At 62.8% G+C, this 24,369-nt stretch carries 21 protein-coding genes; 3 read left to right on the forward strand and 18 right to left on the reverse strand.

Going from position 1 to position 24,369, the window contains the following annotated elements:
* Positions 1-88: 88 nt before the first annotated feature.
* From M5B99_RS17565 to M5B99_RS17625, 13 genes are all read right to left on the reverse strand, one after another.
* Complete coding sequence (locus tag M5B99_RS17565) at positions 89-610, reverse strand: hypothetical protein (protein WP_248805222.1); 522 nt, start codon at positions 608-610, stop codon at positions 89-91.
* A gap of 132 nt (positions 611-742) precedes the next feature.
* Positions 743-2,125: an efflux transporter outer membrane subunit gene (locus M5B99_RS17570; RefSeq protein WP_248805223.1), complete on the reverse strand. Its 1,383-nt coding sequence runs from the start codon at positions 2,123-2,125 to the stop codon at positions 743-745.
* Positions 2,122-3,132 (reverse strand): hypothetical protein, encoded by a 1,011-nt coding sequence (locus M5B99_RS17575; RefSeq protein WP_248805224.1) that lies wholly within the window; start codon positions 3,130-3,132, stop codon positions 2,122-2,124. Before M5B99_RS17575 ends, M5B99_RS17570 begins: the two co-directional genes overlap by 4 nt.
* The gene (locus tag M5B99_RS17580; RefSeq protein ID WP_248805225.1) at positions 3,129-5,294 is read right to left on the reverse strand and encodes a peptidase domain-containing ABC transporter; all 2,166 of its coding nucleotides are present in this window, start codon (positions 5,292-5,294) and stop codon (positions 3,129-3,131) included. Before M5B99_RS17580 ends, M5B99_RS17575 begins: the two co-directional genes overlap by 4 nt.
* The gene (locus M5B99_RS17585; RefSeq protein WP_248805226.1) at positions 5,291-6,571 is read right to left on the reverse strand and encodes an HlyD family secretion protein; all 1,281 of its coding nucleotides are present in this window, start codon (positions 6,569-6,571) and stop codon (positions 5,291-5,293) included. Before M5B99_RS17585 ends, M5B99_RS17580 begins: the two co-directional genes overlap by 4 nt.
* 201 nt (positions 6,572-6,772) lie before the next feature.
* The gene (locus M5B99_RS17590) at positions 6,773-6,925 is read right to left on the reverse strand and encodes a hypothetical protein (RefSeq protein WP_248805227.1); all 153 of its coding nucleotides are present in this window, start codon (positions 6,923-6,925) and stop codon (positions 6,773-6,775) included.
* Between the two features lie 145 nt (positions 6,926-7,070).
* Positions 7,071-7,676: a phosphonate degradation HD-domain oxygenase gene (locus M5B99_RS17595; protein WP_248805228.1), complete on the reverse strand. Its 606-nt coding sequence runs from the start codon at positions 7,674-7,676 to the stop codon at positions 7,071-7,073.
* The gene (locus tag M5B99_RS17600; RefSeq protein ID WP_248805229.1) at positions 7,673-8,809 is read right to left on the reverse strand and encodes a TIGR03364 family FAD-dependent oxidoreductase; all 1,137 of its coding nucleotides are present in this window, start codon (positions 8,807-8,809) and stop codon (positions 7,673-7,675) included. Before M5B99_RS17600 ends, M5B99_RS17595 begins: the two co-directional genes overlap by 4 nt.
* Positions 8,810-8,958: 149 nt before the next feature.
* On the reverse strand, positions 8,959-9,981 hold the full coding sequence (locus M5B99_RS17605) for a putative 2-aminoethylphosphonate ABC transporter substrate-binding protein (RefSeq protein ID WP_248805230.1): 1,023 nt from the start codon (positions 9,979-9,981) through the stop codon (positions 8,959-8,961).
* A 53-nt stretch (positions 9,982-10,034) separates the two neighbouring features.
* Positions 10,035-11,759, reverse strand: coding sequence for a putative 2-aminoethylphosphonate ABC transporter permease subunit (locus tag M5B99_RS17610; RefSeq protein WP_248805231.1), 1,725 nt, complete (start codon positions 11,757-11,759; stop codon positions 10,035-10,037).
* Position 11,760: 1 nt separating this feature from the next.
* Positions 11,761-12,837, reverse strand: a complete 1,077-nt coding sequence (locus M5B99_RS17615; protein WP_248805232.1) for a putative 2-aminoethylphosphonate ABC transporter ATP-binding protein — start codon at positions 12,835-12,837, stop codon at positions 11,761-11,763.
* Between the two features lie 260 nt (positions 12,838-13,097).
* The gene (locus M5B99_RS17620; protein ID WP_248805233.1) at positions 13,098-13,961 is read right to left on the reverse strand and encodes a LysR family transcriptional regulator; all 864 of its coding nucleotides are present in this window, start codon (positions 13,959-13,961) and stop codon (positions 13,098-13,100) included.
* Between the two features lie 17 nt (positions 13,962-13,978).
* Positions 13,979-16,342, reverse strand: coding sequence for a heavy metal translocating P-type ATPase (locus M5B99_RS17625; protein ID WP_248805234.1), 2,364 nt, complete (start codon positions 16,340-16,342; stop codon positions 13,979-13,981).
* An 83-nt stretch (positions 16,343-16,425) separates the two neighbouring features.
* Between M5B99_RS17625 and cadR the strand changes: the two genes are divergently transcribed.
* On the forward strand, positions 16,426-16,872 hold the full coding sequence (cadR, locus tag M5B99_RS17630; RefSeq protein WP_248805235.1) for a Cd(II)/Pb(II)-responsive transcriptional regulator: 447 nt from the start codon (positions 16,426-16,428) through the stop codon (positions 16,870-16,872).
* A gap of 178 nt (positions 16,873-17,050) precedes the next feature.
* Here cadR and M5B99_RS17635 read toward each other — a convergent pair whose 3' ends face one another.
* From M5B99_RS17635 to M5B99_RS17645, 3 genes are all read right to left on the reverse strand, one after another.
* Positions 17,051-18,022 (reverse strand): thymidylate synthase, encoded by a 972-nt coding sequence (locus M5B99_RS17635; protein ID WP_248805236.1) that lies wholly within the window; start codon positions 18,020-18,022, stop codon positions 17,051-17,053.
* Positions 18,023-18,070: 48 nt separating this feature from the next.
* The gene (lgt, locus tag M5B99_RS17640) at positions 18,071-18,892 is read right to left on the reverse strand and encodes a prolipoprotein diacylglyceryl transferase (RefSeq protein ID WP_248805237.1); all 822 of its coding nucleotides are present in this window, start codon (positions 18,890-18,892) and stop codon (positions 18,071-18,073) included.
* Between the two features lie 125 nt (positions 18,893-19,017).
* Entirely contained in the window at positions 19,018-19,800 is a 783-nt protein-coding gene (locus M5B99_RS17645) for a sulfite exporter TauE/SafE family protein (RefSeq protein ID WP_248805238.1), read from the reverse strand.
* A 110-nt stretch (positions 19,801-19,910) separates the two neighbouring features.
* On the opposite strand from M5B99_RS17645, the gene M5B99_RS17650 reads away from it, so the two are divergent.
* Positions 19,911-20,657, forward strand: coding sequence for an NRDE family protein (locus M5B99_RS17650; RefSeq protein WP_248805271.1), 747 nt, complete (start codon positions 19,911-19,913; stop codon positions 20,655-20,657).
* A gap of 11 nt (positions 20,658-20,668) precedes the next feature.
* On the opposite strand, the gene ptsP is transcribed toward M5B99_RS17650, so the two are convergent.
* Positions 20,669-22,942 carry a phosphoenolpyruvate--protein phosphotransferase gene (gene ptsP / locus M5B99_RS17655; protein WP_248805239.1) on the reverse strand — a complete coding sequence of 758 codons (2,274 nt, stop codon included), beginning with the start codon at positions 22,940-22,942 and terminating at the stop codon, positions 20,669-20,671.
* A gap of 21 nt (positions 22,943-22,963) precedes the next feature.
* Entirely contained in the window at positions 22,964-23,443 is a 480-nt protein-coding gene (locus M5B99_RS17660; protein WP_040071746.1) for an RNA pyrophosphohydrolase, read from the reverse strand.
* Between the two features lie 143 nt (positions 23,444-23,586).
* On the opposite strand from M5B99_RS17660, the gene M5B99_RS17665 reads away from it, so the two are divergent.
* Entirely contained in the window at positions 23,587-24,243 is a 657-nt protein-coding gene (locus M5B99_RS17665; RefSeq protein ID WP_248805240.1) for an HAD family hydrolase, read from the forward strand.
* The last annotated feature ends 126 nt before the right edge of the window (positions 24,244-24,369 follow it).

Raw genomic sequence — 24,369 nt, forward strand, 5'->3', positions numbered from 1 at the left:
AGGGGCGGTGCGACGTTCCGACAAGCCCGCTCGCCACAGGAGTGGGCTCGACCTCAAACGGGCATTGTGCGCAACGGCTGCGTAGCTTTCAGCTATACCACTTGAACTTCAGAAAGGTCCGCCCCATGAACTTCGCCCATTCCTCCTCCTTGCGGCTGACAATAGTCTCGTCCTCGAGATCGAAGTAAACCACCGAATCCAGGGTGCCATTATTGTCGGTGTCATGGACCGAGGTTTTGTAGATCAGGGTTTGATTTCGCGGCGTTCCCGTCCCTTCATGAATATGAAGTCTCACGATATTGGGTGTCTTGTCGCGGTGATAGTTCTCGGCAAACACTTTGATATAACGCTGCCAGCTCTTCCCCCTGTTGAACCAGCCAAGCTTCAGGAAACTGTTGGCAAAGGCCCGGATCAGCTTTTCATCCTTGGCGTTGTCCTTGCCGTCACGGTTGACGTCACCGCCGAACTGCAAATCGCTCACCCCATCGGCGTTCACATCGACCGCCGCGGCCTTGAACACCAGTTTGTCGGGCTGGCCGGGGACTTCTTCATAAAAGCGCAGCAATACGGTATCGGCCCGGCCGTTGCCGCTACGATCCTGGGCGGTCATTCTCAGATAACGCATAAAAGACTCCTTTCCATGTGAGTCCTCACCTTAATTCGCCGCAGCGATCAGTCACCAGAGCAGGCTTCCTGAGCTTGCGTACGAATGTACGCCCATCCCTGAAAGGCACGGCACGACTCAGGACCACCCTCCCCCCAGGCTCTTGTAAAGCGAGATACGATTGCTCACCTGCAACAAGCGGGTCCTGATCAGCGCTTGCCGCGCCGTGCTCAGGCCACGCTGGGCATCGAGTACTTCGAGGTAGCTGTTCAGGCCATCCTGATAGAGCAACTGCGCCAGCTCGACGCGGCGCGATTCGCTACGCACCAGCCGTTGCTGCACATCGAGCTGCCGATTGAGCGGTTCATTCGACGCCAAGGCATCGGCCACTTCACGAAAAGCCTGCTGGATCGAACGCTGGTACTCGACCACGGCAATCTCACGCTGCACCTTGGACAGCTCAAGCTGCACGAAACGTCGCCCCATATCGAACAACGGCAACGTCACGGCCGGGGTGAAGGACCAGCCCTTGGCTTCCCCGGAAAACAGCTCGCTCAATTGCGGACTGCTGACACCGAAGAACCCGGTCAGGGAAATGCTCGGCAGAAAAGCCGCCCGGGCGGCACCGATATTGGCGTTGAAGGCCTTGAGCCGGGCCTCGGCGGCGCGGATATCCGGGCGTCGCACCAGCAACTCGGAAGGTAGGCCCGGAGCGATCTCCGGCAACTGCGGCCCATCGCCCCTGGGCGTGGAGGAAAACCGCGCAGGCTCCAGTGTGGTCCCCACCAACAGCTCCAGCCGGTTCAGGGCCAGGCGTTGTTGACGGTCCGCGTCGGCCATTTCGGCCGCCAGTGTCAAAGCCAGTGCATCGGCCTGGCGCAACTCCAGCTCGCTCGCCAGCCCCAGTTCCTGGCGGCGCCCGATCAGACGTTTCGACTCGCCCGCCCGCTCCAGCAACCGGTGGTTCTGCCGATGCAACTCAAGATAGGCATGATGCTCGTAGTAAGCCGTCGCGACCTCGCCGACCAGACTGATCTGCACGCTCAAGGCATCTTCCTCACGGGCGACCAGACGCTGCCCGGCTTCAGCTTTCAACGCCCGGACCCGCCCCCAGAGGTCCAGTTCAAAGGCGGTGATGCCCAGCCGGAACTGCCCCTGCTCATGGATCACCGCCTTGCGGGTAGGCGAGTCCGCCGCGGAAATCTTCTGCCGCTGTACCGAGCCGTCGACGCCCCCGCCGGGCCATTGATCGGCAGCGGAAATCCCATACAACGCTCGCGCCTCATCAATACGCAGGACGGCAACCTGCAGATCACGGTTATGCGTGCGCGCCAGCTCGATCAGCGCTTGCAGCTCGGGGTCGAGAAAAACTTCGCGCCAGTCCGGCAACGACCCGGTATCGCCCTGCGTCCCCGCGTCACGCCAGTACTCAGCCACGGTCGGCGATGGTTGCCGGTAGTCGGGAATGAACGAACAACCCGCCAGCAGCAGCAGCGCCAGCCCAGGGTAACGCGCCTTCATCCGGGCCTCCGTCGTTGCAGAAGTCCTGGCAACCCCGAGGCTTTCTCCTCCGAACTTTTTTGCCGCTGGTAGAAGGCCTCCAGCCGCGCCAGGTAGAACCAGTGCTCCGGGGCCGCACCAATGAAAGACTCCATCGCCCGCGCCCATTGCGCCTGCATATCCGACGCGGCGGCCCTGCTGATCCACTGGATCACATGCAGCTCACCGCAGCCGCCGAGCCGGGCCCGATGCCCCGCCAGCAATACATCGCACTGCATTTTCGCCGCGAGGAACATCGGTCCCTTGACGAATTGCGCGGCGCGGCCGAACAGGCGCCCATCCACCGGCTCGCCGGAACGCACCCCGCCGAAGCTCACCGGCAGGTCGGCAAAGATCAGCACCTGATCACCGCGCTTGAGCGCCCGGGCAATTGCCAGCGCGGTCTTTGGATCGTTGCTGTCGAGAATATCCACGCGGTGACCGAAGGCTTCCAGGCTCTTGAGGGAGCGCCGGGTCAGCGGATCGTTGAAGTTCCAGATCGGGATGATGAAGCGCTTCGGGGCCGGGTAGCGCTCGATCAGGCAGGCCACCGTCATCCAGTACTCGCCCGTGTGAGCCAGCACGATGATGGTCGAACGCACCCGCGTACGCGGCCAATGTTGCTCGGGGTCGTGCCAGGCAATCGCGCGAATCCAGGCGCGCAAGCGTTCGGGATGATTGCGCGGATAAAGTACCTGGTAGATCGCGCACTGCAACTGGATGGCGCTGTAGCGGCAGGCCACCAGCCGACAGGCGCGGGGTTCCAGTCCGAACAATTCGAGGTTCTGCCGGCACGCGTTGTAGTCCGGGCCGCGCCACGCCGACGGCAACCGCAGCAGGATCGCCGGCAACAGCGGCAAGCCTCGGTGTGCGATTTTCAGGCGAAAGATCAACGCCAGCCCTTTCACCAGGCGCACCCGCAACCCGGCCTTGCAACGCATCCACCACAGCCAGCGGCGGATCGGCCAGCCCGGGCGAAACGGATTCATCGCGCCGCGCCGCTCAAGGGTCGCAAACGCCCCTGATGCATCAGCAACACCGTGTCGCAGGCCGCGGCCACGGCCTTGTCGTGGGTCACGATCACACACAGCATGGGTAAGCGGCGCACGGTCTCGATGATGACATCGCGAGCACTGGGGTCCAGATGGGAGGTCGGCTCATCGAGCAACAACAACTCCGGGCGCCGATACAACGCCCGGGCGATCAGCAAGCGTTGCTTCTGGCCCGAGGACAATTGCACCCCCATGGGCCCAAGCAAGGTGTTGAAGCCGTTGCTCAGTTTCAGGATGCTCTCCAGCAACCCGGCCTGCTCGACACAGCTCTGCAAACGCGTGCCGTCCAGTGGGTCGCTGTCCATCAGGATATTCTCGATCACCGTACCGGCGATGATCTCGTCGTGAGCGGTGACATAGGCCACACTCTGGCGGTAGCGGCGCAAACCGAAATGCCGCATCGCCAGGCCGTTGATCCTGAAGCGTCCCGTGTCCAGGGCATAGAACCCGGCGAGCACTTTCAGGAAGGTGCTCTTGCCGCAGCCCGAAGGGCCGAATATCGCGATACGCCGGCACGGGCCTTCGAGGCTGAAACTCAGGTCCTCGAAGGTTGGCCGGTCGAACGAACTGTAGCGGAAACGCGCGCCTTCGATCTGGATCGAGCGCAAGGGTTGCTGCTGGCCGAGAGGATCGGCGCTGTACACGCTTGACTCCACCTGTTCGGCCGGCTCATCGACGATTTCCTCGACCCGCCTGAGCTCGACCTTCACCAGTCGCAGGTTCATATAGCTGTCGACCACCTTCAGCGCACAGCCCATGAACATGTCCTTGTAGAGGACGAAGGCGAACAGGTCGCCGACGCTGTTCTCGCCATGGAGCACGGCCAGCGCGCCGAGGGCGCTGACCAGCAGCGAATGACCGTGGGACAGCCCTTCATGCACCACCTGGTTCATCGCCTGCAAACGCTGGACGCCGGCGCGGGCCATTTCGGTGTCGGTGTGCTGGTTGCTCCAGTTCGCCAGCTTGGCCGCTTCGTAGTTGTAGAGCTTCATCGACTCGACATTGCCCAGGGTGCCGAGCAAGGTCACGTTGCGCGCCGTCTCGGCTTCGATCGAGGTCTTGTGGTGTTTCTCCATCACCGGCAGGGTCAGGCCGCGAAACAGGAAAAACAGCAGGCACAGCAGCAACGACAACGCCGCCAACTTGGCATTGATCAAGGCCATCAGCGCCAGGAACGCCATGCCGAAAGCCAGGTCGATGGCGATATCCATCCAGCCGGCGGTGAACTGCACGAAGGCTTTGTCGGTAGCCTGGGTCCGCCGCAGGATATCGCCGGGGGCGCGGCGTTCGAAGTAACTCACCGGCAGCCGTAACAGCCAGGCGATAACCCCGGTGGACAGGTCCTGGCTCAAGGCGATGCGCAGGCGCATGTCGAGGACCGCCCGCAGCCAGGCGGCGAGGCTCTTGAACAGAAAGATCCCGCCAAAGACATAGAGGATCAGAAACAGGAAATCCTCGTCGTTCTTCGCCACCACCTCATCGATGGTCAGGGAAAACAGCTTGGGCGCGGCGATGGCGCCGAAGTAGCCGACCACCGAGAGCAGCCCCATGGGCACCAGGTAGCGCAACAGCCAGGTGTTGTTGCGCAGGATGCCAAGCGGGCCGAAGGTGCCGGACACCCGCCGCTGGACCTGGGTGGTGAAGCCCAGCCCCGGAAGCATTTCCAGCGCCGCGCCGCTGAACATCGACAGCGCCTCTTCCCAGCTATAGAAGCGCCGCCCCACCGCCGGGTCGACGATCTGCAGCCCCTGACGGTTGCTGGATTGCAGCACGACGAAGTGCATGTTGTTCCAGAACAGGATCGACGGCGTGCGCAGTTGCCGCACGTCATGCAGTTGCAAGCGCAGCGGGCGGCAGCTGAAGCCCAGTTCTTCGCTGACCTTGATCACCTGGAACAAGGACATGCCGTCCCGCGCCACCCGATAGCGTTGGCGCATCTCGCGCAAGGTCAGGGCCTTGCCGTGATAGCCGGCGACCATGGCAATCGAGGCCATGCCGCATTCGGACATTTCGTCCTGGAGAATCACCGGGACCGTGCGCTGGAACAACTGCCGCGAACGGGCCAGGGCTTCGCGCAGCGACTGCTTGAGCCGGCTCATGCCGACTCACCCACGGGTCGTGCCGGGGTGCCCAACGCCGGCAGATAGTCCGGATTGCCGGCCAGCCCCCGGAGTACCGGCAGGAACAGCCACTCCATCAGGTTCAGGCGCTCCAGGCGCAACGAACCGCTGAGGGTCATGCCGTCCTTGAGCCAGTCCTGGCGGATCTTGGTGCGCGGGTCGGAAAAGTCGAGCTTCACCTCGGCCCGATAGGTCGGCCCCGGTTCCTCGCCATCGGTTCTGGCACCGGGTGGGGCTTCCAGGTAGGTGCTGGCAGTGCTGCGCACGATCTGTCCTTTGATCACGCCATAACGTTCATAGGGAAACGCATCGACCCGCACGATGACTTCGGTACCGGCGCCGGCGAAACCGATGGCCGCGGGACTGACATCGAGGACCACCACCGGTGCCTCCTGCAGCGCCCGGCTGATGCGCAGCAACATCATCGGCTGGCCACCCTGGGCCCGGGCGCCTGGGAATACCGAGACGGCATCGACCACCCCCTCGACGGGCGACAGCAGGACATATTCCTGGCTCTTGTTGAGGTTTTCGAGGCGTTCGCGCAAGTCATGCCGTTGCCGGGCAAGGTCACTGAGACGGCTGGTAAGAGTGTGATCGGCTTCGCTGCCGCGCTGCTCCAGCTCGAGGATCCGCTGCTGCGCGCTGGCCTGGGCGAGGTCGTTGTTGGCCAGGTCCTGGAGGACCGTCTCGTGCTTGACGATCGCCTCGTTCAGCGCCGCCACGGACACCGCGCCTTCGGCCGCCAGGCGCTCGTGACGCTGGCGGTTTTCCTGGGCAATCGCGGCCCGGCGCTGGATCGAACGCTTGATGGTGGCGGTGAGTTGCAGATCCTTGTGCAACTGCTCGATCTGCAATTGCAGGAGTTTTTTCTGGGTTTCGTGAGCCGAACGGGCCTGGGTTTCATCGCTGGCGGCGTCCTCCAGCAGGCTGCCGAGGCGCTCGGCGCTTTGGGCGGAAAGGGGTTTGTCACTGCCTTCGTTGAAGCTTTCCGGCTCCAGGGTACGGATCCGTACCAGAGGCTGGTCCTTGCTCACCGAAGCACCGGCCTCGACCAGCACTTCGCGGATATGAGCGGGGCGCTCACTGGTGATGCGGACCACATCGCGGGTAAGGACCCGGCCCTGGACATCTTCTTTCTTCGCGTAATTGCCGATAAACAGCAAGACCAGGCCACCGGCGAAAAACAGGCAGACGAACCAGGCGAAGACCACGGGGGCCGGCGCCGCTCGCGGCGCGACCTTGCCCAACTCAAGCATAGGTGAACTCGTGCATGACAACCGACGCGACAGGGCACGCGCCGATGAAGGAATACAGACTGGGGACACGATGCACCCTGCAGGAACCGGCTTGCGGGCGATACGGCCGTAAGGTCTCGCGTTGCCCATCCGGACGCCATCGCCAGCAAGCCGGCTCCTACACAATGGGCGATAGCTATCGCCCTGGCATCAAGTGCCCGATCAGCTGGCTTTTTTCAGGCCTTCGGAGATCCAGTCGACGGCTTTGTCGAGGATCGGACCGAAATCGGTGAAGAACCCGGAACCACGAACGTCCTGGGCCTCTTCGAGGGTCATTTCCTGAAGGGTGTTTTCTTGTTGGGTTGCTTCCAGCATAGGTATGGACCTCGGCATTATTATTGGATGAAGACAACATCGAGTCGGCCGGCGAGAGCGCCGTCGAATCGAACTTTCAGACAGTTCCGGAACGACGCGCCGTGCTTGAACTGCGAGTGCTATCTTCAGCCAAGGTCGTATTTATTTATATCCGAATAGTCTCTGGAGAACAGCGCAAAGCCGCATGGGCATGTAGGAACTTCGCCGCCTTGGCGCGCAACAGTTGCAGGTCGATCACCGGTACCTCTCCAAGCTTGGCCTGCTCGTCCCAATGGCGCATCCGCAGGCTCACGGCACACAACGGGTCCTGCTCGAATTTGTGGGCCTCGTCCTCCGTCATGACACCGCCCTGGTACTCCAGGGTACGACGACTCGCTTCGCTCAACCGCTCGTAGTACCCAGGCTCACGCAATGTCAGAAAACGCTTGGCCTGAACGTGATACTCCACCAGCCGCGCCAGCCGCTCGCTGAAGCCGCACCGGCGCAAGTAGTCGGCGCCGAGGTGCTCGTGACTGACCACGCCATAACCGCCCATGTCCCCTCCCGGCCGTTCATCAGACGGGCAGATATGCCCGATATCGTGGAAGAACGCCGCCAGTACCACTTCATCGTCGAAGCCCTCGGCCAGCGCCAACTGCGCGGCCTGGGACATATGCTCCAGCTGGGACACCGGCTCACCGATATAGTCGGCGCTGCCGAACTGCTGGTACAGACCGAAGACTTCGTCCAGCACCTGCTCGACGGACTTCATGCCGACTCCCCCAGCAAGCGCGCAATATTGCCTTCGCCCAGGGCCGGGCCGACGCTCATGCCAACACCCGTGTGCATCAACGCGGCACTCAACCCCGGTGCGGCCTGGAGGAACGAAAAAGGTCCCGGCCCCTTGGCGCCATAGACGCCCTGCCAACGCTCGAGCACCTGCACCTTGCAGCCCAGGGTCTGCTCGGCCAGTTCCAGCAGCCAGGTATCGACCTGTTCGGCATTGAACGGCGAGGCATCGCTGCCGTAGTGGTGGGAGTCGCCGATGATCAGGTCGCCATAAGGGGTCGGGCTGATCAACAGGTGAATGCCGTGTTCGTGCAGGTATGGACTGTCGCGCAGGATCTCGGCCTGGACGGCCGCCGCTTCCGGCAGATCGGCAAAGGCGCCGTAGTGCACGCAGCTCAGGCCGGTGAGCAAGGCGTGTTGCAGGTTCAGCTCGACCCGGGGCCGGGCGCGGAGCATTTGCAGGCGGCAGATGCCCGGTTGCAACCGGCTGATGGGCTCGGCCAGCAGGGTCTGATAATCGTGGCCGGAACAGACGATGATCTGTTCCCCATGGAAGGTGCCGGCGGTGCTGTGCAACTGGCCCGGCTCGACCTCGCGGACCAGGGTCGAGAAGTGGAAGGTCACGCTCAGCTCGCGGCGCAGGTACTCGATCAGCGTCGGAATCGCCTCGCGCGAGTAGAGCTGCTGGTCGTCCAGACCATGCAGCGCGGCGCGGTGATGGCTGAATTGGCCACGGTAGAGGTCGTTCAGTGCGGCGCCACGCAGTAACTCGACGCGATAGCCCTGCTCCTCGGCGCGTCCGGCACAAAATGCGTCGAGCAGATGTTCTTCGGCTTCAGTGCGGGCGAACAGGTACGAGCCGTTGCGTTTGAGCGCAAAGCCGGCCTGTTGTGCCCATTGGGCCCAGATCTCCCGGCTGGCGCGGGCCAGCTCGGACATGATGCCCGGCGGCTGGCCAGTGACCAGGGCCTGGCCGAAGTTGCGCACCGAAGCGCCCAGGGGCGTGGCGCTGCGCTCGAAGACCGTGACCTTGAGACCGCGCCGGGCGGCGGCATAGGCGTGGCACAGGCCGAGGATGCCGGCGCCGACGATGAGGATGTCGCTGTGATTTTTCATTGAGGGGGGTCCTGAGGGGAATGGCCGCTGCGCGGTTCGCGGGCAAGCACCGCTCCCACAGGTTCGTGTCGTACGCACATGATGTGTTCGACACGAACCTGTGGGAGCGGTGCTTGCCCGCGAAGAGGCCCGCGAGTCAGACAAAGAGGTTACTGAGGCAATTTCTCCGACTTGCCGTCATAACGCTTGCGCCATTCGGTCAGGATTTCGTCGCGGTTCTTCGACGCCCAGGCAAAGTCGTTCTTGATCAGGCGCTGCTCGTAGTCCGCCGGCAGTTCGGTCTGCGGCTTGGCAATGCCCGGCTGCGCCAGTACGGCGAAGTTTTCCTTGTACAACTCCATCGCCGCGGGGCTGGCCGAGAAATCCGCGAGTTTTTTCGCCGCCTCTTCATGCGGAGTGCCCTTGATCACCGCCGTAGCCTCGATCTCCCAACCCAGGCCTTCCTTCGGCAGGATGATGTCCAGTGGCGCGCCCTGGCGCTTCAACTGCACAGCCGGGTATTCAAACGAAATGCCGATCGGGAACTCGCCCGCCGCCGCCAGCTTGCACGGCTTGGAGCCGGAGTGAACGTACTGGCCGATGTTCTGGTGCAGGTCATCCATGTACTTCCAGCCTTGCTGCTGGCCGAAGGTCTGCAACCAGGCGCTGACATCGAGGAAGCCGGTACCCGACGACGCCGGGTTCGGCATCACGATCTTGCCCTTGTACTCGGGCTTGGTCAGGTCCTGCCAGCTCACCGGTTTGCTCAGATGCTGCTTCTCGGCTTCAACGGTGTTGAAGCAGATGGTCGCCGCCCACACGTCCATGCCGACCCATGAAGGCGGGTTCGCCGTATCGCGATAGTTGTTGCCGATCTTGCCCAGGTCCTTGGGGGCGTAGCTTTGCAGCATGCCCTGCTGATCGAGGATCGCCAGGCTGGAAGCCGCCAGGCCCCAGACCGCATCGGCCTGCGGACGGGCCTTTTCGGCCAGCAGCTTGGCGGTGATGATGCCGGTGGAGTCGCGCACCCATTTAATCTCCACGTCCGGGTAGGTCGCCTCAAAAGCTTTTTTGTAGGCGCTCAACTGCTCGGACTCGAGGGCCGTGTACACGGTCAACTCGGTTTTCGCGGCAAAGGCATTCAGGCTGAAAGCAGTGAGGACAGCAGCGGCAAGAGCCAGGGGCTTGAACATGGTGCGGTTCCTTGGTGAGTGCGGTTGGGGTTGGGCAAAACATTGGCGCGGGATCAATGGCCGGGCTCGGTCTGCCGCCAGCCCTGAGAGCGGCGCAGCACGCCGCGCGAAGCCCAGGCCAGCAGCAGCGACACGGCCACCGAGGTAAACAGGATCAGGCTCGACATGGCGGCGGCGCCGCCGACGTTGCCGGCGTCGTCCATGTTCAGCACCGCCACCGCCGCGAGGATGGTGTCCGGGCTGTAGAGAAAGATCGCCGCCGACACCGTGGTCATCGCCGAGACGAACAGGTAGCGCACGATGTCCAGCAGCGCCGGCAGGCAGATTGGTAGCGTGACCCGCAGGTAATGCCGGTAGAGCGGCGCCTTGAGCGACAGGGCGGCGGCTTCGAACTCGCTGTCGAGCTGGCGCAACGCCGTGGTGGCGGTCATCTGCGCGGTGGTCAGGTAATGGGCAATGGTGCAGACCACCAGCAGGGTCATGGTCCCGTAGAACACATTCAGCGGGTTGCCATTGAGGTTGAAAAAGAACACGTAGCCCAGGCCCAGGACCAGGCCCGGAACCGCCATCGGGACAAAGCCGAGAATGCGCAAGGCCAGGTTAAGGCCACTCTGGCTGCGGGTTTTCTCCATCAGGTAGGCGCCGGTGAAAATCAGCCCGCTGCCGATCAGCGCTGTGCTCAAGGCCAGGGTCAGGCTGTTGCGGTAGGCCAACCAACCGCTACCGGTGGTCGCATTGAAGGCGTAGTGACTGAACGACAGCGACAGGTTGTACGGCCAGAACTTTACCAGCGACGAGTACACCGCCATGCCGAATACCAGCAGCAGCACCGCGCAGATCAACAGTACGATCACCAGGTAACAGGCGTCGCGGCGGCGGGACGCTGCCGGCTTGAACACCTGGGCCCGGCCGCTCATGGCCTCGCCATGGCGACGGCGCAGCCAGGCATCGACGGTAAAACTGAACAGCGCCGGCAGCAACAGGATCATGCCGATCAAGGCACCGCGGCCGAACTGCTGCTGGCCGACCACCGCCTTGTAGGCCTCCAGCGCCAGCACTTGATAGTCGCCGCCCACCACCACCGGTACACCGAAGTCGGTGATGGTCAGGGTGAACACCAGGCAGAAGGCGGCGAACACCGCCTGGCGGCTGGCCGGCCAGGTGATGCTGTGAAAGGCTTTCCAGGGGCTGGCGCCCATGCTCGACGCGGCATCGAACAAACGCGCATCGGCCAGGGACAAAGCCGAGATCAGAATCATCAAGGCATGGGGAAAGGTGTAGATGGCTTCGCCGAGGACCATGCCCCAGAAACCGTAGATATTCTCCGACAGCAGGCCACGCAACAGACCCTGGTTGCCAAACAGGTAGACCAGCGCGATACCCGGCAGCATCGACGGTGCCATCAGCGGCAACAGCGACAGGGCGCGCCACAACGGCTTGCCGGGAATCAGGGTCCGTTGCAGGGCGTAGGCAAACAGATAAGCCAACGGTACGACGATGGCCGCCACACTGAGGGAAACTTTCAGGCTATTGCCCAGCAGCCAGTGGAAGTTGTCGCTGTTCACCAGTTCCTTCGCCGCGACCCAGCCACCGCCTTGCCCGGCTTCGTTGCTGAAGCCGCGCCAGAAGATCGCCAGCAACGGCAGCAGCACCGCCACGCCCAGCAGGCAGAGCCAGAGCAGTTTGCCGCCGACCACGAACAGACGATCGCCGAGACCGACCCGGGCGGTCTTCATGCTCGACTGCCGGGACAGGGGCAGGCTGATTTCCACGGCCATCTCAGGCAAAGACCTGGAGGCTGCGCGGCGGCAAGGCCACCCAGATATCCGGAGCCCCGAGGCGCGGCATGTCCTGTGGGCCGACTTCGGCCAACAGCGCGTGCCCGGGTAATTGGTTGAGTTCGAAACTCATGCGGCAGCGATTGCCGAGGAAGGTGATTTCACGCACCCGCGCCGGAAACAGGTTTTCCTCATGCACCGGCGGGTTGACGTTGATCGCTTCGGGGCGGCAGAACAGCCGACCGGAGGCGGCGCGGGCGCTGCCATCGGCCAGGCGCACATCCATGCCGCCGACCCGCGCATGGCTGTCGCTGCTGCGTTGGAACGGCAGCCAGTTGCCCTGGCCAACGAACTCGGCAACGAACGGTGTGGCCGGCCTATCGTAGATTTCCTGGGGCGTGGCGTACTGCTCGACCTTACCGTTGTTCATCACGGCGATACGGTCGGCCATCAGCATGGCCTCGTCCTGGTTGTGGGTGACCATCAGGGTGGTCACGCCGAGATTGCGTTGCAGCTGGCGCAACTCGGTGCACAGATGCTCACGGACCCGGGCGTCGAGGGCCGACATCGGTTCGTCGAGCAGCAACAGCGAGGGCGCCGGAGCCAGGGCGCGGGCCAGGGCGACCCGCTGTTGCTGGCCGCCGGAGAGTTGCCCGGGGTATTTCTTCTCGCTGCCGAGCAGACCGACCAGTTCCAGCATCTGGCCGACACGCTTGCGGGTTACCTCACGACCGCTACCGGCCAGGCCATAGGCGATATTTGCCTCGACCGTCAGATTGGGGAACAGCGCGTAGGACTGGAACAGGATGCCGTAGTCACGGGCTTGCGGTGGCAGTTCGGAGACGTTGCGCTCGCCGAGGAACAACTCGCCATCGTCCTGGCGCTCCAGGCCGGCGATGCAGCGCAGCAAGGTGGTCTTGCCGCAGCCGGACGGGCCAAGCAGGCAGACCAGTTCGCCGGCGGCCACGTCCAGGGAGACGTTATCCAGCGCGGTGAAGGCACCGAAGCGCTTGCGCACACCGCGCACCTTCATCGGCGCGCCGGGGTTGGCCAGGGCATTGGCGATCGAGTTGTTCATGGACGGACCTCATCAAGCGGATGAGGGTCATGCTAGGGAGGGAATGCGTAGGCTATGTGGCAACGAGGCCAAAGTTTCCGATAGTGGTATTGGTAGATTTGGGTTGAAGGTATGGGTTGTCTGGACTGACGCCTTCGCGGGCAAGCTCCGCTCCCACAATGAATGCGTCGTACAAATATCCTCTACACAGCGCGAAACCTGTGGGAGCGGAGCTTGCCCGCGAACGGCTGCGCAGCAGACGGCCATTCACCACGGTTCTGTCAGACCGGCGCCATTTCCTGCGCCAACCCCAGAAATGCTGCAGGCAGGCGCGCCGCCTTGCGTTCCTTGAGGCAATACAGGTATTCGGGAATCTGCGGGGCATTCTCGATAGTCAGCACCCGCAGTTGCGGGTCGTGAGGGACTTCCTGCCGGGCAATGATGCTGATGCCGATATTGCGCAGCACCGCCTCACGGATCGACTCACGACTGCCGATCTCCAGCAGCGGGCCATAACTGACCTGCGCGTTACGCAACAGCTCTTCCGTCAGTTGCCGGGTGGTCGACCCAGGCTCGCGCATCAGCAGGCAATGCCCGGCCAGCGCACTCAACGGCACATGATCATGTGCCGCCAGGGGATGGTTGCGATGCACCGCCAGCACCAGTGGATCGCTGCCCAGCACCCGGCGGATCAGGCGCGGGTCCTCCAGCAACTGCGACGAAGCCGCGACATCGACCCGATAATCCTCCAGCGCCTCCAGCACCTGCTGGGAGTTGCCGATCTCCACCGACACTTCCACCTGCGGCAAGCGCTCGCGAAAGGCCTTCACCAGATCGAGGATGTAATATGGCGCCGTTGCGGCAATCCGCAAGGTGCCCTGTACCTGCCCGGCATTACGCAGGAAAAACTCGATATCGGCTTCCTGCTGCAACAACGTCTTGACCATCGGCAGCAGGCGCGCACCGTCTTCACTGACGCTCAAACGCCGACCACCGCGATAGAACAACTCGACCGAGTACTGGCTTTCCAGATGACGGATCTGGGTGGTCACCGTGGGCTGGCTGAGCCCGAGCTTTTTCGCCGCCAGGGTGATGCTGCCCAAGCGGGCGACCATGTAAAACGCCTTCAGCTCGGCACTCAGCACATCACCCTCTCATTCGTTTACTTGCGCAACAGGCGCAACCCATTGAACACCACCAGCAGGCTGACGCCCATATCGGCGAACACCGCCATCCACATGGTCGCAAAGCCCAGGAACGTCACCGCCAGGAAGATCGCCTTGATCACCAGTGCCAGGGCGATATTTTGCCTGAGGATACGCGCGGTCTGGCGCGAAAGGCGAATGAAAGCCGGAATCTTGCGCAGATCATCGTCCATCAGGGCGACATCGGCGGTCTCGATGGCGGTGTCGGTACCGGCGGCGGCCATGGCGAAACCGATCTCGGCGCGGGCCAGGGCCGGGGCATCGTTGATACCGTCGCCGACCATGCCGACCTGATGGCCACGGGCATACAGCTCTTCAATGGCCTGCAGTTTGTCGGTGGGCAACAGGTCGCCGCGGGCCTCGTCGATCCCGACCTGGGCGGCAATAGCGGCGGCGGTATGGACGTTGTCCCCGGTCAACATCAGGGTCTTGATCCCCATGGCGTGCAACTCGCGGATCGCTTCGCGGCTGGAGTCCTTGACCGTATCGGCCACCGCGAACAAGGCCAGTGGGCCAGAGGCGTCGAGCAACAGCACCACGCTCTTGCCTTGTTTTTCCAGGGCGAAGAGCTTTTCCTCCAGGGCCGGCGAGCAAAGGCCGAGGTCTTCCACCAGGCGATGGTTGCCCAGGTAGTAACCCTGACCGCCGATCTCACCGCGCACCCCGCGCCCACTCAGGGCTTCGAACGCCTCGACGTCGAGTCGTGCGTACTGTTTGTCCTGCCCGTCGCGGGCAATTGCCAGGGACACCGGATGGTCGGAGCGCGCCGCGAGGCTGGCGGCAATCGCCGATGCGGTATCGAGGGCCTGTGGGGCGAGGACCAGGAAATCGGTCAGTACCGGCTTGCCGTGAGTAATGGTGCCAGTCTTGTCCAGGGCCAGGTAATCGAGCTGGTGCCCGCTTTCCAGATACACCCCGCCCTTGACCAGGATGCCTTTGCGGGCGGCGGCGGCCAGGCCGCTGACGATGGTCACCGGGGTCGAAATCACCAGCGCGCACGGACAGGCAACCACCAGCAGGACCAGCGCCCGGTAGATCCAGTCGAACCACAGGCCGTTCATGAACAGCGGCGGCAGCACCGCCACCGCCAGGGCGAAGGCGAACACTGCGGGGGTGTAGATTTTCGCGAAGGTATCGACGAAACGCTGGGTCGGCGCCCGTGCACCCTGGGCCTGCTCGACGGCATGGATGATCCGCGCCAGGGTCGAGTTGCCCGCAACGGCGGTCACCCGATAGTCCAGCGAACCGGCCTGGTTAATGGTGCCGGCGAAGACCTTGTCGCCCGGATTCTTCTCGATGGGCAGGCTTTCGCCGGTGATCGGTGCCTGATCGACGCTGGAGCTGCCGTAGACCACTTCGCCGTCGAGGCCGATGCGCTCACCGGGCCGCACACGCACCAACGTGCCCAGTTCGATGCTTTTCACCTCACGCTCGACCCATTCACCGTCGGGCTGGCGTACGGTGGCCTGCTCCGGCGTCATCTGCATCAGGCCGCTGATGGCGTTGCGCGCACGGTCCAGCGACTTGGCTTCGATCAACTCGGCAATGGTGAAAAGGAACATCACCATCGCCGCTTCCGGCCACTGGCCGATCAGCACGGCGCCGGTCACGGCGATGCTCATCAGCGCGTTGATATTCAGGTTGCGGTTCTTCAGGGCGATCCAGCCCTTTTTATAGGTGCTCAGGCCACCGCTGAGAATGGAAACCAGCGCGATAATGGCCACCACCCAGGTCGGGGCCAGACCGGTGAAGTGAATCACTTCGGCGGCCAATGCAGCGACACCGGACAGCGCCAGGGGCCACCAGGGCTTCTTCGCCGCCGGCTGGCTTGGGGTTTCGGCGCTTGCGCCCTCTTCCAGCGGCTCGGCCTGCATGCCCAGGGACTTGATGGCGTCGATGATCGGCGTGGTCGACGACAGGTCATGGGTCACGCCGAGGATCCGGTTGATCAGATTGAACTCAAGCTGCTGCACACCCGCCAGCTTGCCGAGCTTGTTCTGGATCAGCGTCTGCTCGGTGGGGCAATCCATGGCTTCGATGCGGAAACGGCTCAAACGTGCGTCGGCGCTGGTGGTCTCGCTGAGCTTGATCAACGCCGGGGCTTCGGCGCTCGAACAGCAGCTATGCGCATGCCCGGCCGCGCCATGGGAGTGGGAAGCCGTCACCGGCTGGAGGACACGGAAAGACTGGGGAGCCGGCTTATCGGCAGGACCGTGCTCATAAGCATGGCCGTGATCGTGATCGTGATCGTGATCGTGATCGTGGCCAGCATGCGTGTGATCGCTGCCGGGCTTGTGCGAAGGATGGATGGAGTCGCTCATGGGTGCGTCCCTGAAAGTGCTTGTTGCCAAGTGAACACCCTGTAGTCACTATAGGGTCAAGCACCCTTTTGCGAGATCGAGCGATGAAGATTGGCGAACTGGCGAAACTCACCGACTGCCAGGTGGAAACCATCCGTTACTACGAAAAGGAAAACCTGCTGCCGGAGCCGGCGCGCAGCGAAGGCAACTACCGCCTGTACACCCAGGCGCATGTGGAACGCCTGACCTTTATCCGCAACTGCCGCAGCCTGGACATGACGCTGGAGGAGATTCGCAGCTTGCTGGGACTGCGCGACAGTCCGCAGGATCAGTGCGAAAGCGTGAATGCGCTGATTGATGAGCATATCCTTCACGTCAAGGCGCGGATTGATGGGTTGCTTGCGTTGCAGGTGCAATTGCTGGATCTGCGTCAGCGTTGTGGCGGCGGGCCGGATCTGGATCAGTGCGGGATTTTGCAGCGGTTGGAAGTCAGCGGCAGTGTGGTGGCGGCTGAAGAGCACTCACATGTCGGAAGAAGTCACGGGCATTGAGGGCCTCTGTGGCGAGCGGGCTTGCCCGCGCTGGGGTGCGAAGCGCCCCCAAAACCTGTGACTGCGTTCTGCCTGACACAGTGGGGTAGCTGATTTTAGGGGGGCTTCGCCCCCCAGCGCGGGCAAGCCCGCTCGCCACAAATCTCGGCCAGACTTGAGACCGCTTGACTGAGACGGCTCAGACCGCCATCGGCGCCGTCATCGGCGCATGGTGCTGGTAGCCTTCCAGCGAGAAATCCCCCGGCTCCACCCGCTCCAGCCACTCCGGCTGATACACACCCGTCTTGGCAAACTCCGGCACACGCTCGGAAATCACCAACTTCGGCATCGGAAACGGCTCCCGCGTCAGCTGTTCGTTGAGCATATCCAGGTGGTTTTCATATACATGGGCATCGCCGATAAAATAGGTGAACCAGCGCGGCGTATAACCGGTCAGGCGCCCGATCAGGCTGAGCAGCGCGGCGCCTTCGGTCAGGTTGAACGGCGTGCCCAACCCCAGGTCGTTCGAACGAATGTAAAGGGTCAGAGAAATCTCCTTCGTCTCCACATTCGGATGGAACTGATAGAGCAAATGGCACGGCGGCAAGGCCATTTCATCCAGCTGCGCGCAGTTCCAGCCATGGAACAGGATCCGCCGGCTGCCCGGGTCCTTGATGATGGTGTCGACGCACTGGCGCACCTGGTCGATGGCCTTATACAGCACCACATAGGCCTGGCCGCCTTCCTCGCCCTCGGCAATCTGCCGGTAACCCTGGCCCAGGGTCTGCTCGATAGCCGCGACATTACTCTTGGCAATCTGCTTGTACGCCGGCCATTTACGCCATTGCACTCCATAGATCTCGCCCAGATCGTCTTCGCCCTGGCGGAACGGGTTGGCCAGCCACTGCGCGTTTTCATTGGCGTTCTGGTCCCAGACCTTACAGCCCAGCGCGCGAAACTCGGCGGCGTTGTTCACCCCACGGAGAAAACCGCACATCTCGCCGACAGCGGACTTGAAGGCCATCTTGCGGGTGGTGATCGCCGGAAAACCTTCCTTGAGGTCATAACGCAACATCGCCCCGGGGAAACTGATGGTGTTCACGCCGGTACGGTTGGCCTGTTTGGTGCCGTTGTTGATGACGTGGGCGACCAGTTCGAGATATTGCTTCATGAGTTACCTGCATCCTTGAATACGGGGCCCGCGGGCCCCGATCCGAATTTAAAGCGTGGCGCCTTTCGCGGCCGGAGGGGTCGCGGCGCGGTGATAGGCGAACCACAATAAACCCAGGCCGCCGATGATCATCGGCAGACTGAGAATCTGCCCCATGGTCACCCAGCCGAACGCCAGATAGCCGAGCTGCGCATCCGGCACCCGGACGAACTCGACGACAAAACGGAAGATCCCGTAGAACAAGGCGAACATGCCCGAGACCGCCATGGTCGGCCGCGGCTTGCGCGAGAACAACCAGAGGATCACGAACAGGGCCACGCCTTCCAGGGCGAACTGGTACAGCTGCGACGGGTGACGCGGCAACTGGGCCGGGTCGCTGAACGGCGGGAAGATCATCGCCCACGGCAAATCGGTCGGCTTGCCCCACAGTTCGGCGTTGATGAAGTTGCCGATGCGCCCGGCACCCAGGCCGATCGGCACCATCGGCGCGACAAAGTCCATCAGTTGGAAGAACGACTTGCCGTTGCGCCGGCCAAACCACCAGGCCGCCACCATCACCCCGATGAAGCCACCATGGAACGCCATACCGCCCTTCCAGACTTCGAAAATCAGCGTCGGGTTGGCCAGGTAGGCGCTCAGGTCGTAGAACAGCACATAGCCCAGGCGCCCGCCGACGATCACGCCCATGGCCAGCCAGAAGATCAGGTCGGAGAGTTTTTCCTTGGTCCAGGTCGGGTCGAAACGGTTCAGGCGCCGGGAAGCCAGCAGCCACGCACCGCCAATGCCGACCAGGTACATCAGGCCGTACCAGTGGATTTTCAGCGGGCCGATGGCCAGGGCCACCGGGTCAATCTGCGGGTAAGGCAGCATTGCAACTCCTCGATAGAGTAAAAGTTCAGAGCCCGGCGAACAGCAATCGCCCGAGCCGGCGGGTCATCTTGCGACCGTGCCATTAAGCCAATATTGCGCCTGCACGACTGAACCGAACCTGTGGCTCAGATCAGGAACTTCATACCGACCACGAACAACAGGCCGGCAAACAGCCGCTTGAGCAACAGCGGCGACAACTGGTGCGCCATCTGCACACCGAAACGAGCAAAAAACATACTGGTCAGGGCAATGCCGAGCAAGGCCGGCAAATAGATAAAGCCCAGGCTGTGGGCCGGCAACAACGGCTCGTGCCAACCCAGGAGCATGAAACTCAAGGTGCTGGCCAGGGCAATCGGCAAGCCGCAGGCCGAGGACGTCGCCACCGCCTGTGGCATCGGCACGCTGCGCCAGGTCAGAAACGGTACGGTCAGCGAGCCGCCGCCGATGCCGAAAATCGCCGAGGCCCAGCCGATCACCGCCCCCACCAGGCCGAGACCGAACTTGCCCGGCACGTTGCGGCTGGCCTTGGGCTTGAGGTTCAGCGCCATCTGCGCCGCCACCACCAGGGCGAACACGCCGATGATCTTCTGCAGGTGCGGGCCGGCAATGGCCTTGGCGGTCAACGCGCCGAGGCCCGAGCCCAGCAGGATGCCCACGGCCATCCAGACAAATACCGGCCAAAGCACCGCACCGCGCTTGTGATGCCCACGAATGGTGTTGAACGAGGTGAAAATGATCGTCGCCAGGGAGGTGCCCACCGCCAGGTGCGTGAGAATCAGCGGATCGAACCCTTGCAGGGTGAAACTGAACACCAGCACCGGGACGATAATGATCCCGCCGCCCACGCCGAACAGCCCGGCCAGCACACCGGCACAGGCCCCCAAGACCAGATAGAGCAGAAATTCCATGCGCGCCCCCGCGAAACAAGTCCGGCATGGTAACGGAAGGAGGCACACGGCTCTACTGGATGGCGATGGATACCCTGCGTAGAGTGGGCAAAAACATCGAGGACCAGCTGATGTGCCTGATTGTCTTTGCCTGGCGCCCGGGCCATGCCCAGCCGCTGATCGTCGCGGCCAACCGCGACGAATTCTATGCCCGGCCGAGCCTGCCGCTGGCGCAATGGCCCGAAGCGCCGCAGGTTTATGCGGGACGGGATCTCGAGGCCGGTGGTACCTGGCTCGGGATCGGCCCTCGGGGGCGCTTTGCTGCCTTGACCAATATCCGCAATCCGCACCAGCCGGTGGCGCGGCGTTCACGCGGGGAGCTGGTGGCACGCTTTCTCACCGAGGACCTGTTGATTGACCACTACTTAGCCGAAATTCGCGAAAATTCGCTGGAGTACGCCGGTTTCAACCTGCTGCTAGGCACAGCAGACGCGTTGTGGCACTTCAATTCCCATGAGAGTCAGCCACGCCAACTGGCGGAGGGTGTATACGGATTGTCCAATGCCGGGCTCGATACGCCCTGGCCGAAACTGCTCAAGGCCCGCGCAGCATTGTCCTGGACGCTGGCCGATCCCCGGCCGGAGGCTTTGCTGGCAATGCTCGGCGATCCGACGATCCCCCCCTTTGCCGAGTTGCCGGACACCGGGGTCGGCCTGGCGACCGAGAGCCTGTTGTCCAGCGTGTTTATCGCCAGCCCGAGCTATGGCACAAGGGCCAGCACGGTACTGATCAGCCACGCCGACGGCACGCGCCATCTTGTGGAGCGCAGCTTCGGACCTTATGGCGGGCATCTGGGAGAGGTGGAGCTAAAGGTCTAGCGCCTCCCCCCTCAATGTGTGACGGTCGGCACCACCATCCGCGACAAGCCGAGATTCTTCAGCGCCAACTGCAAGGTACTGCGAATCACCTGCGGGTTGTCGATGGTCATCACCTGGGCCAGCAGTTCCCGGGCCTTGCTCAGATTGATCTGGCGCAGCATCCATTTCACTTTCGGCAGGTTGGTGGCGTTCATCGACAAGCTGTCAAAGCCCATTGCCATCAACAGCACCGCCGCCATCGGATCACCGGCCATCTCGCCGCAGATACTCACCGGCTTGCCTTCGGCATGGGCGTCGCGCACCACGTTCTGCAGGGCTTGCAGCACCGCCGGGTGCAGGTAGTCGTAAAGGTCCGCGACCCGCGGGTTGTTACGGTCCACCGCCAGCAGGTACTGGGTCAGGTCGTTGGAACCCACTGAGAGGAAGTCCACCTGCCGCGCCAGCTCACGGGTCTGGTACACCGCCGCCGGAATCTCGATCATCACGCCCACCGGCGGCATCGGCACGTCGGTGCCTTCGTCGCGCACTTCGCCCCAGGCCCGGTGGATCAAGTGCAGCGCCTCTTCCATCTCATGGATGCCCGAAATCATCGGCAGCAGGATCCGCAGGTTGTTCAGACCTTCGCTGGCCTTGAGCATCGCCCGCGCCTGCACCAGGAAGATTTCCGGGTGGTCGAGGGTCACGCGGATGCCGCGCCAGCCAAGGAACGGGTTGTCTTCTTCAATCGGGAAATACGGCAGCGACTTGTCGCCGCCGATGTCCAGGCTGCGCATGGTCACCGGTTGCGGATGGAACGCCGACAACTGCTCGCGATAGATCGCCAGCTGTTCCTTTTCGCTCGGAAAGCGTTGGTTGATCATGAACGGGACTTCGGTGCGGTACAGGCCGACACCCTCGGCCCCGCGCTGCTGCGCCCGGGCCACATCCGCCAGCAGGCCGGTGTTGACCCACAGCGGCATGCGATGACCATCAGGGGTCACGCAGGGCAGTTCGCGCAAGGCGTCCAGGCCCTCGGACAACTGGCGCTCTTCTTCCACCACACCGGCGTATTGCTTGCGCAGGACTTCGCTGGGGTTGGTAAACACCTCGCCACGCGCGCCGTCGACGATCATTTCGATGCCGTCGACCTTCGAATATGGCAGGTCCACCAGGCCCATGACCGTCGGAATGCCCATGGCCCGCGCCAGGATCGCCACGTGGGAGTTACCCGACCCCAGTACCGAGACCAGGCCCTTGAGCTTGCCTTCCGGCACCTCGCCGAGCATGGCCGCGGTCAGCTCTTCGCTGACCATGATGGTGTTGTCCGGGTAGACCATGGCCTGCTGACGTTCGGATTGCAGGTAGGCCAGCAGCCGGCGCCCGAGGTCCTTGACGTCCGACGCGCGTTCGCGCAGGTAGGCGTCGTCCATCAGTTCAAAACGGTTGACGTGATCGGTGACCACCTGGCGCAAGGCGCCCTGGGCCCATTGGCCGGTCTTGATCACGTTGGTGATTTCGCTGCCCAGGGAGGCATCGTCGAGCATCATCAGGTAGACGTCGAACAACGCGCGCTCTTCCGGACGCAGCTGGGTCGCGAGTTTTGCCGAGAGCGTGCGCATGTCGGCGCGCACGCCTTCGATGGCGGTCTTGAACAGGGCCAACTCGGCGTCGATATCGATGATCGCCTTGTCTGGCACCACATCCAGGTCCGCTGGCGGCAGCATGACCACCGCCGTGCCCACCGCGGCGCCCGGCGAACCCGGCACACCGATGAACTTGGCCTCCTGGATACCCTTGCCTTCACGCCCCAGCCCGCGGATCGAACCGGTGGCCTCGGCATGGGCGATAACACCGGCGAGCTGGGCGCTCATGGTCACCAGGAAAGCTTCTTCGCCTTCGTCGAACTGGCGCCGCTCTTTCTGCTGGATCACCAACACGCCGACGACGCGGCGATGGTGGATGATCGGCGCACCGAGGAAGGAGGCGTAGCGCTCCTCGCCGGTTTCGGCAAAGTAGCGATACCGCGGGTGATCGGCGGCGTTTTCCAGGTTCAGTGGTTCTTCGCGCGTACCCACCAGGCCAACCAGGCCTTCATTCGGCGCCATGCTGACCTTGCCGATCGAGCGCTTGTTCAAGCCCTCGGTGGCCATCAGGACAAAGCGGTTGGATTCGGGGTCCAGCAAATAGACCGAGCAGACCTGGCTGCCCATGGCCTCTTTGACGCGCAATACAATAATGCCCAACGCCGCCTTGAGATCCTTGGCGGCGTTAACTTCCTGGACGATCTTGCGCAGCGTATTGAGCATGGCTCGGGGTCGAACTCCGTGTCAGTCGCGCGCCAACAGGCGCGGGGCAAGCTCTTTGAGCGCGCGACGGTAGACCTCGCGCTTGAATGTCACCACCTGGCCCAACGGATACCAATAGCTGACCCAGCGCCAGCCATCGAACTCCGGTTTACCGGTCAAATCCATCCGCACCCGCTGCTCGTTGGAGAGCAAGCGCAGGAGAAACCATTTCTGCTTCTGGCCGATGCACAGCGGTTGGCTGTGGGTACGTACCAAGCGTTGCGGCAAACGATAGCGCAACCAGCCCCGGGTACAGGCGAGAATTTGCACATCTTCACGTTCCAGGCCGACTTCTTCGTTCAATTCACGGTACAAAGCGTCTTCGGGCGTTTCGTCTGGATTGATCCCGCCTTGCGGAAACTGCCATGCATCTTGATTGATGCGGCGCGCCCAGAGGACCTGCCCAGCATCATTCGTCAGAATTATCCCGACATTAGGACGGAAACCATCGGGGTCGATCACGGCAACCACCTCGCAAACGCATGTCATCGCATTGTTCCACAAAGGTTGTGAAAGCGGCAACGAGCCTGCCTAGCTTATGTGCACTCTTGTGAAAAGACCGTATTCTGGAGGCCTTTTTACAGGCTTATCAGCGAGTAACCGCAATGCGTCTGGCTTTATTCGACTTGGACAACACACTTTTGGGCGGCGACAGCGACCACGCCTGGGGCGATTACCTCTGCGAACGGGGCATTCTTGATCCGGTGGCCTATAAAACCCGCAACGATGAGTTCTACCAGGATTACCTGGCGGGCCGCCTGGACAACGCCGAATACCTGAATTTCTGCCTGGAGATTCTCGGTCGCAGCGAGATGGCCCAATTGGACGAGTGGCATCGTGATTATATGCGCGACTGCATCGAGCCCATCGTGCTGCCCAAGGGCCTCGAACTGCTGGCCCAGCACCGCGACGCGGGCGACAAGCTGGTGATCATCACCGCCACCAACCGCTTTGTCACGGGACCGATTGCCGCGCGGCTGGGGGTCGAGACGCTGATCGCCACCGAGTGCGAGATGATCGACGGCCGCTACAGCGGGCGCAGTACCGATATTCCGTGCTTTCGCGAGGGCAAGGTGACGCGTTTGAATCGTTGGCTGGAAGAAACCGGGCATGGCCTGGAGGACAGCTATTTCTACAGCGACTCGATGAATGACCTGCCGCTGCTGGAGCAGGTGACCAATCCGGTGGCGGTGGATCCCGACCCGAATCTGCGGGCGGAAGCCGAGAAGCGTGGGTGGCCGGTGATCAGTCTGCGTGGCTGATGGCCTCTTCGCGGGCAAGCTCCGCTCCCACATTGGATTTGTGACGGGCACAGAAAGTGCGTACGACTCAGGACCCGATGTGGGAGCGGAGCTTGCCCGCGAAGAAGGCGGCTCGGTGCCGGATCA

Origin of the sequence: Pseudomonas sp. MWU13-2100, assembly GCF_023242365.1 — a bacterium.
GTDB lineage: Bacteria > Pseudomonadota > Gammaproteobacteria > Pseudomonadales > Pseudomonadaceae > Aquipseudomonas.

Coding starts and splice junctions, on each gene's coding strand:
- M5B99_RS17645 (WP_248805238.1), bottom strand. CDS start 19,800: ATGGAATTTCTGCTCTATCTGGTCTTGGGGGCCTGTGCCGGTGTGCTG.
- M5B99_RS17595 (WP_248805228.1), bottom strand. CDS start 7,676: ATGAAGTCCGTCGAGCAGGTGCTGGACGAAGTCTTCGGTCTGTACCAG.
- M5B99_RS17570 (WP_248805223.1), bottom strand. CDS start 2,125: ATGAAGGCGCGTTACCCTGGGCTGGCGCTGCTGCTGCTGGCGGGTTGT.
- ptsP (WP_248805239.1), bottom strand. CDS start 22,942: ATGCTCAATACGCTGCGCAAGATCGTCCAGGAAGTTAACGCCGCCAAG.
- lgt (WP_248805237.1), bottom strand. CDS start 18,892: ATGCTGCCTTACCCGCAGATTGACCCGGTGGCCCTGGCCATCGGCCCG.
- M5B99_RS17615 (WP_248805232.1), bottom strand. CDS start 12,837: ATGAACAACTCGATCGCCAATGCCCTGGCCAACCCCGGCGCGCCGATG.
- M5B99_RS17605 (WP_248805230.1), bottom strand. CDS start 9,981: ATGTTCAAGCCCCTGGCTCTTGCCGCTGCTGTCCTCACTGCTTTCAGC.
- M5B99_RS17625 (WP_248805234.1), bottom strand. CDS start 16,342: ATGAGCGACTCCATCCATCCTTCGCACAAGCCCGGCAGCGATCACACG.
- M5B99_RS17665 (WP_248805240.1), top strand. CDS start 23,587: ATGCGTCTGGCTTTATTCGACTTGGACAACACACTTTTGGGCGGCGAC.
- M5B99_RS17565 (WP_248805222.1), bottom strand. CDS start 610: ATGACCGCCCAGGATCGTAGCGGCAACGGCCGGGCCGATACCGTATTG.
- M5B99_RS17610 (WP_248805231.1), bottom strand. CDS start 11,759: ATGGCCGTGGAAATCAGCCTGCCCCTGTCCCGGCAGTCGAGCATGAAG.
- M5B99_RS17635 (WP_248805236.1), bottom strand. CDS start 18,022: ATGAAGCAATATCTCGAACTGGTCGCCCACGTCATCAACAACGGCACC.
- M5B99_RS17585 (WP_248805226.1), bottom strand. CDS start 6,571: ATGCTTGAGTTGGGCAAGGTCGCGCCGCGAGCGGCGCCGGCCCCCGTG.
- M5B99_RS17590 (WP_248805227.1), bottom strand. CDS start 6,925: ATGCTGGAAGCAACCCAACAAGAAAACACCCTTCAGGAAATGACCCTC.
- M5B99_RS17650 (WP_248805271.1), top strand. CDS start 19,911: ATGTGCCTGATTGTCTTTGCCTGGCGCCCGGGCCATGCCCAGCCGCTG.
- M5B99_RS17575 (WP_248805224.1), bottom strand. CDS start 3,132: ATGAATCCGTTTCGCCCGGGCTGGCCGATCCGCCGCTGGCTGTGGTGG.
- cadR (WP_248805235.1), top strand. CDS start 16,426: ATGAAGATTGGCGAACTGGCGAAACTCACCGACTGCCAGGTGGAAACC.
- M5B99_RS17580 (WP_248805225.1), bottom strand. CDS start 5,294: ATGAGCCGGCTCAAGCAGTCGCTGCGCGAAGCCCTGGCCCGTTCGCGG.
- M5B99_RS17600 (WP_248805229.1), bottom strand. CDS start 8,809: ATGAAAAATCACAGCGACATCCTCATCGTCGGCGCCGGCATCCTCGGC.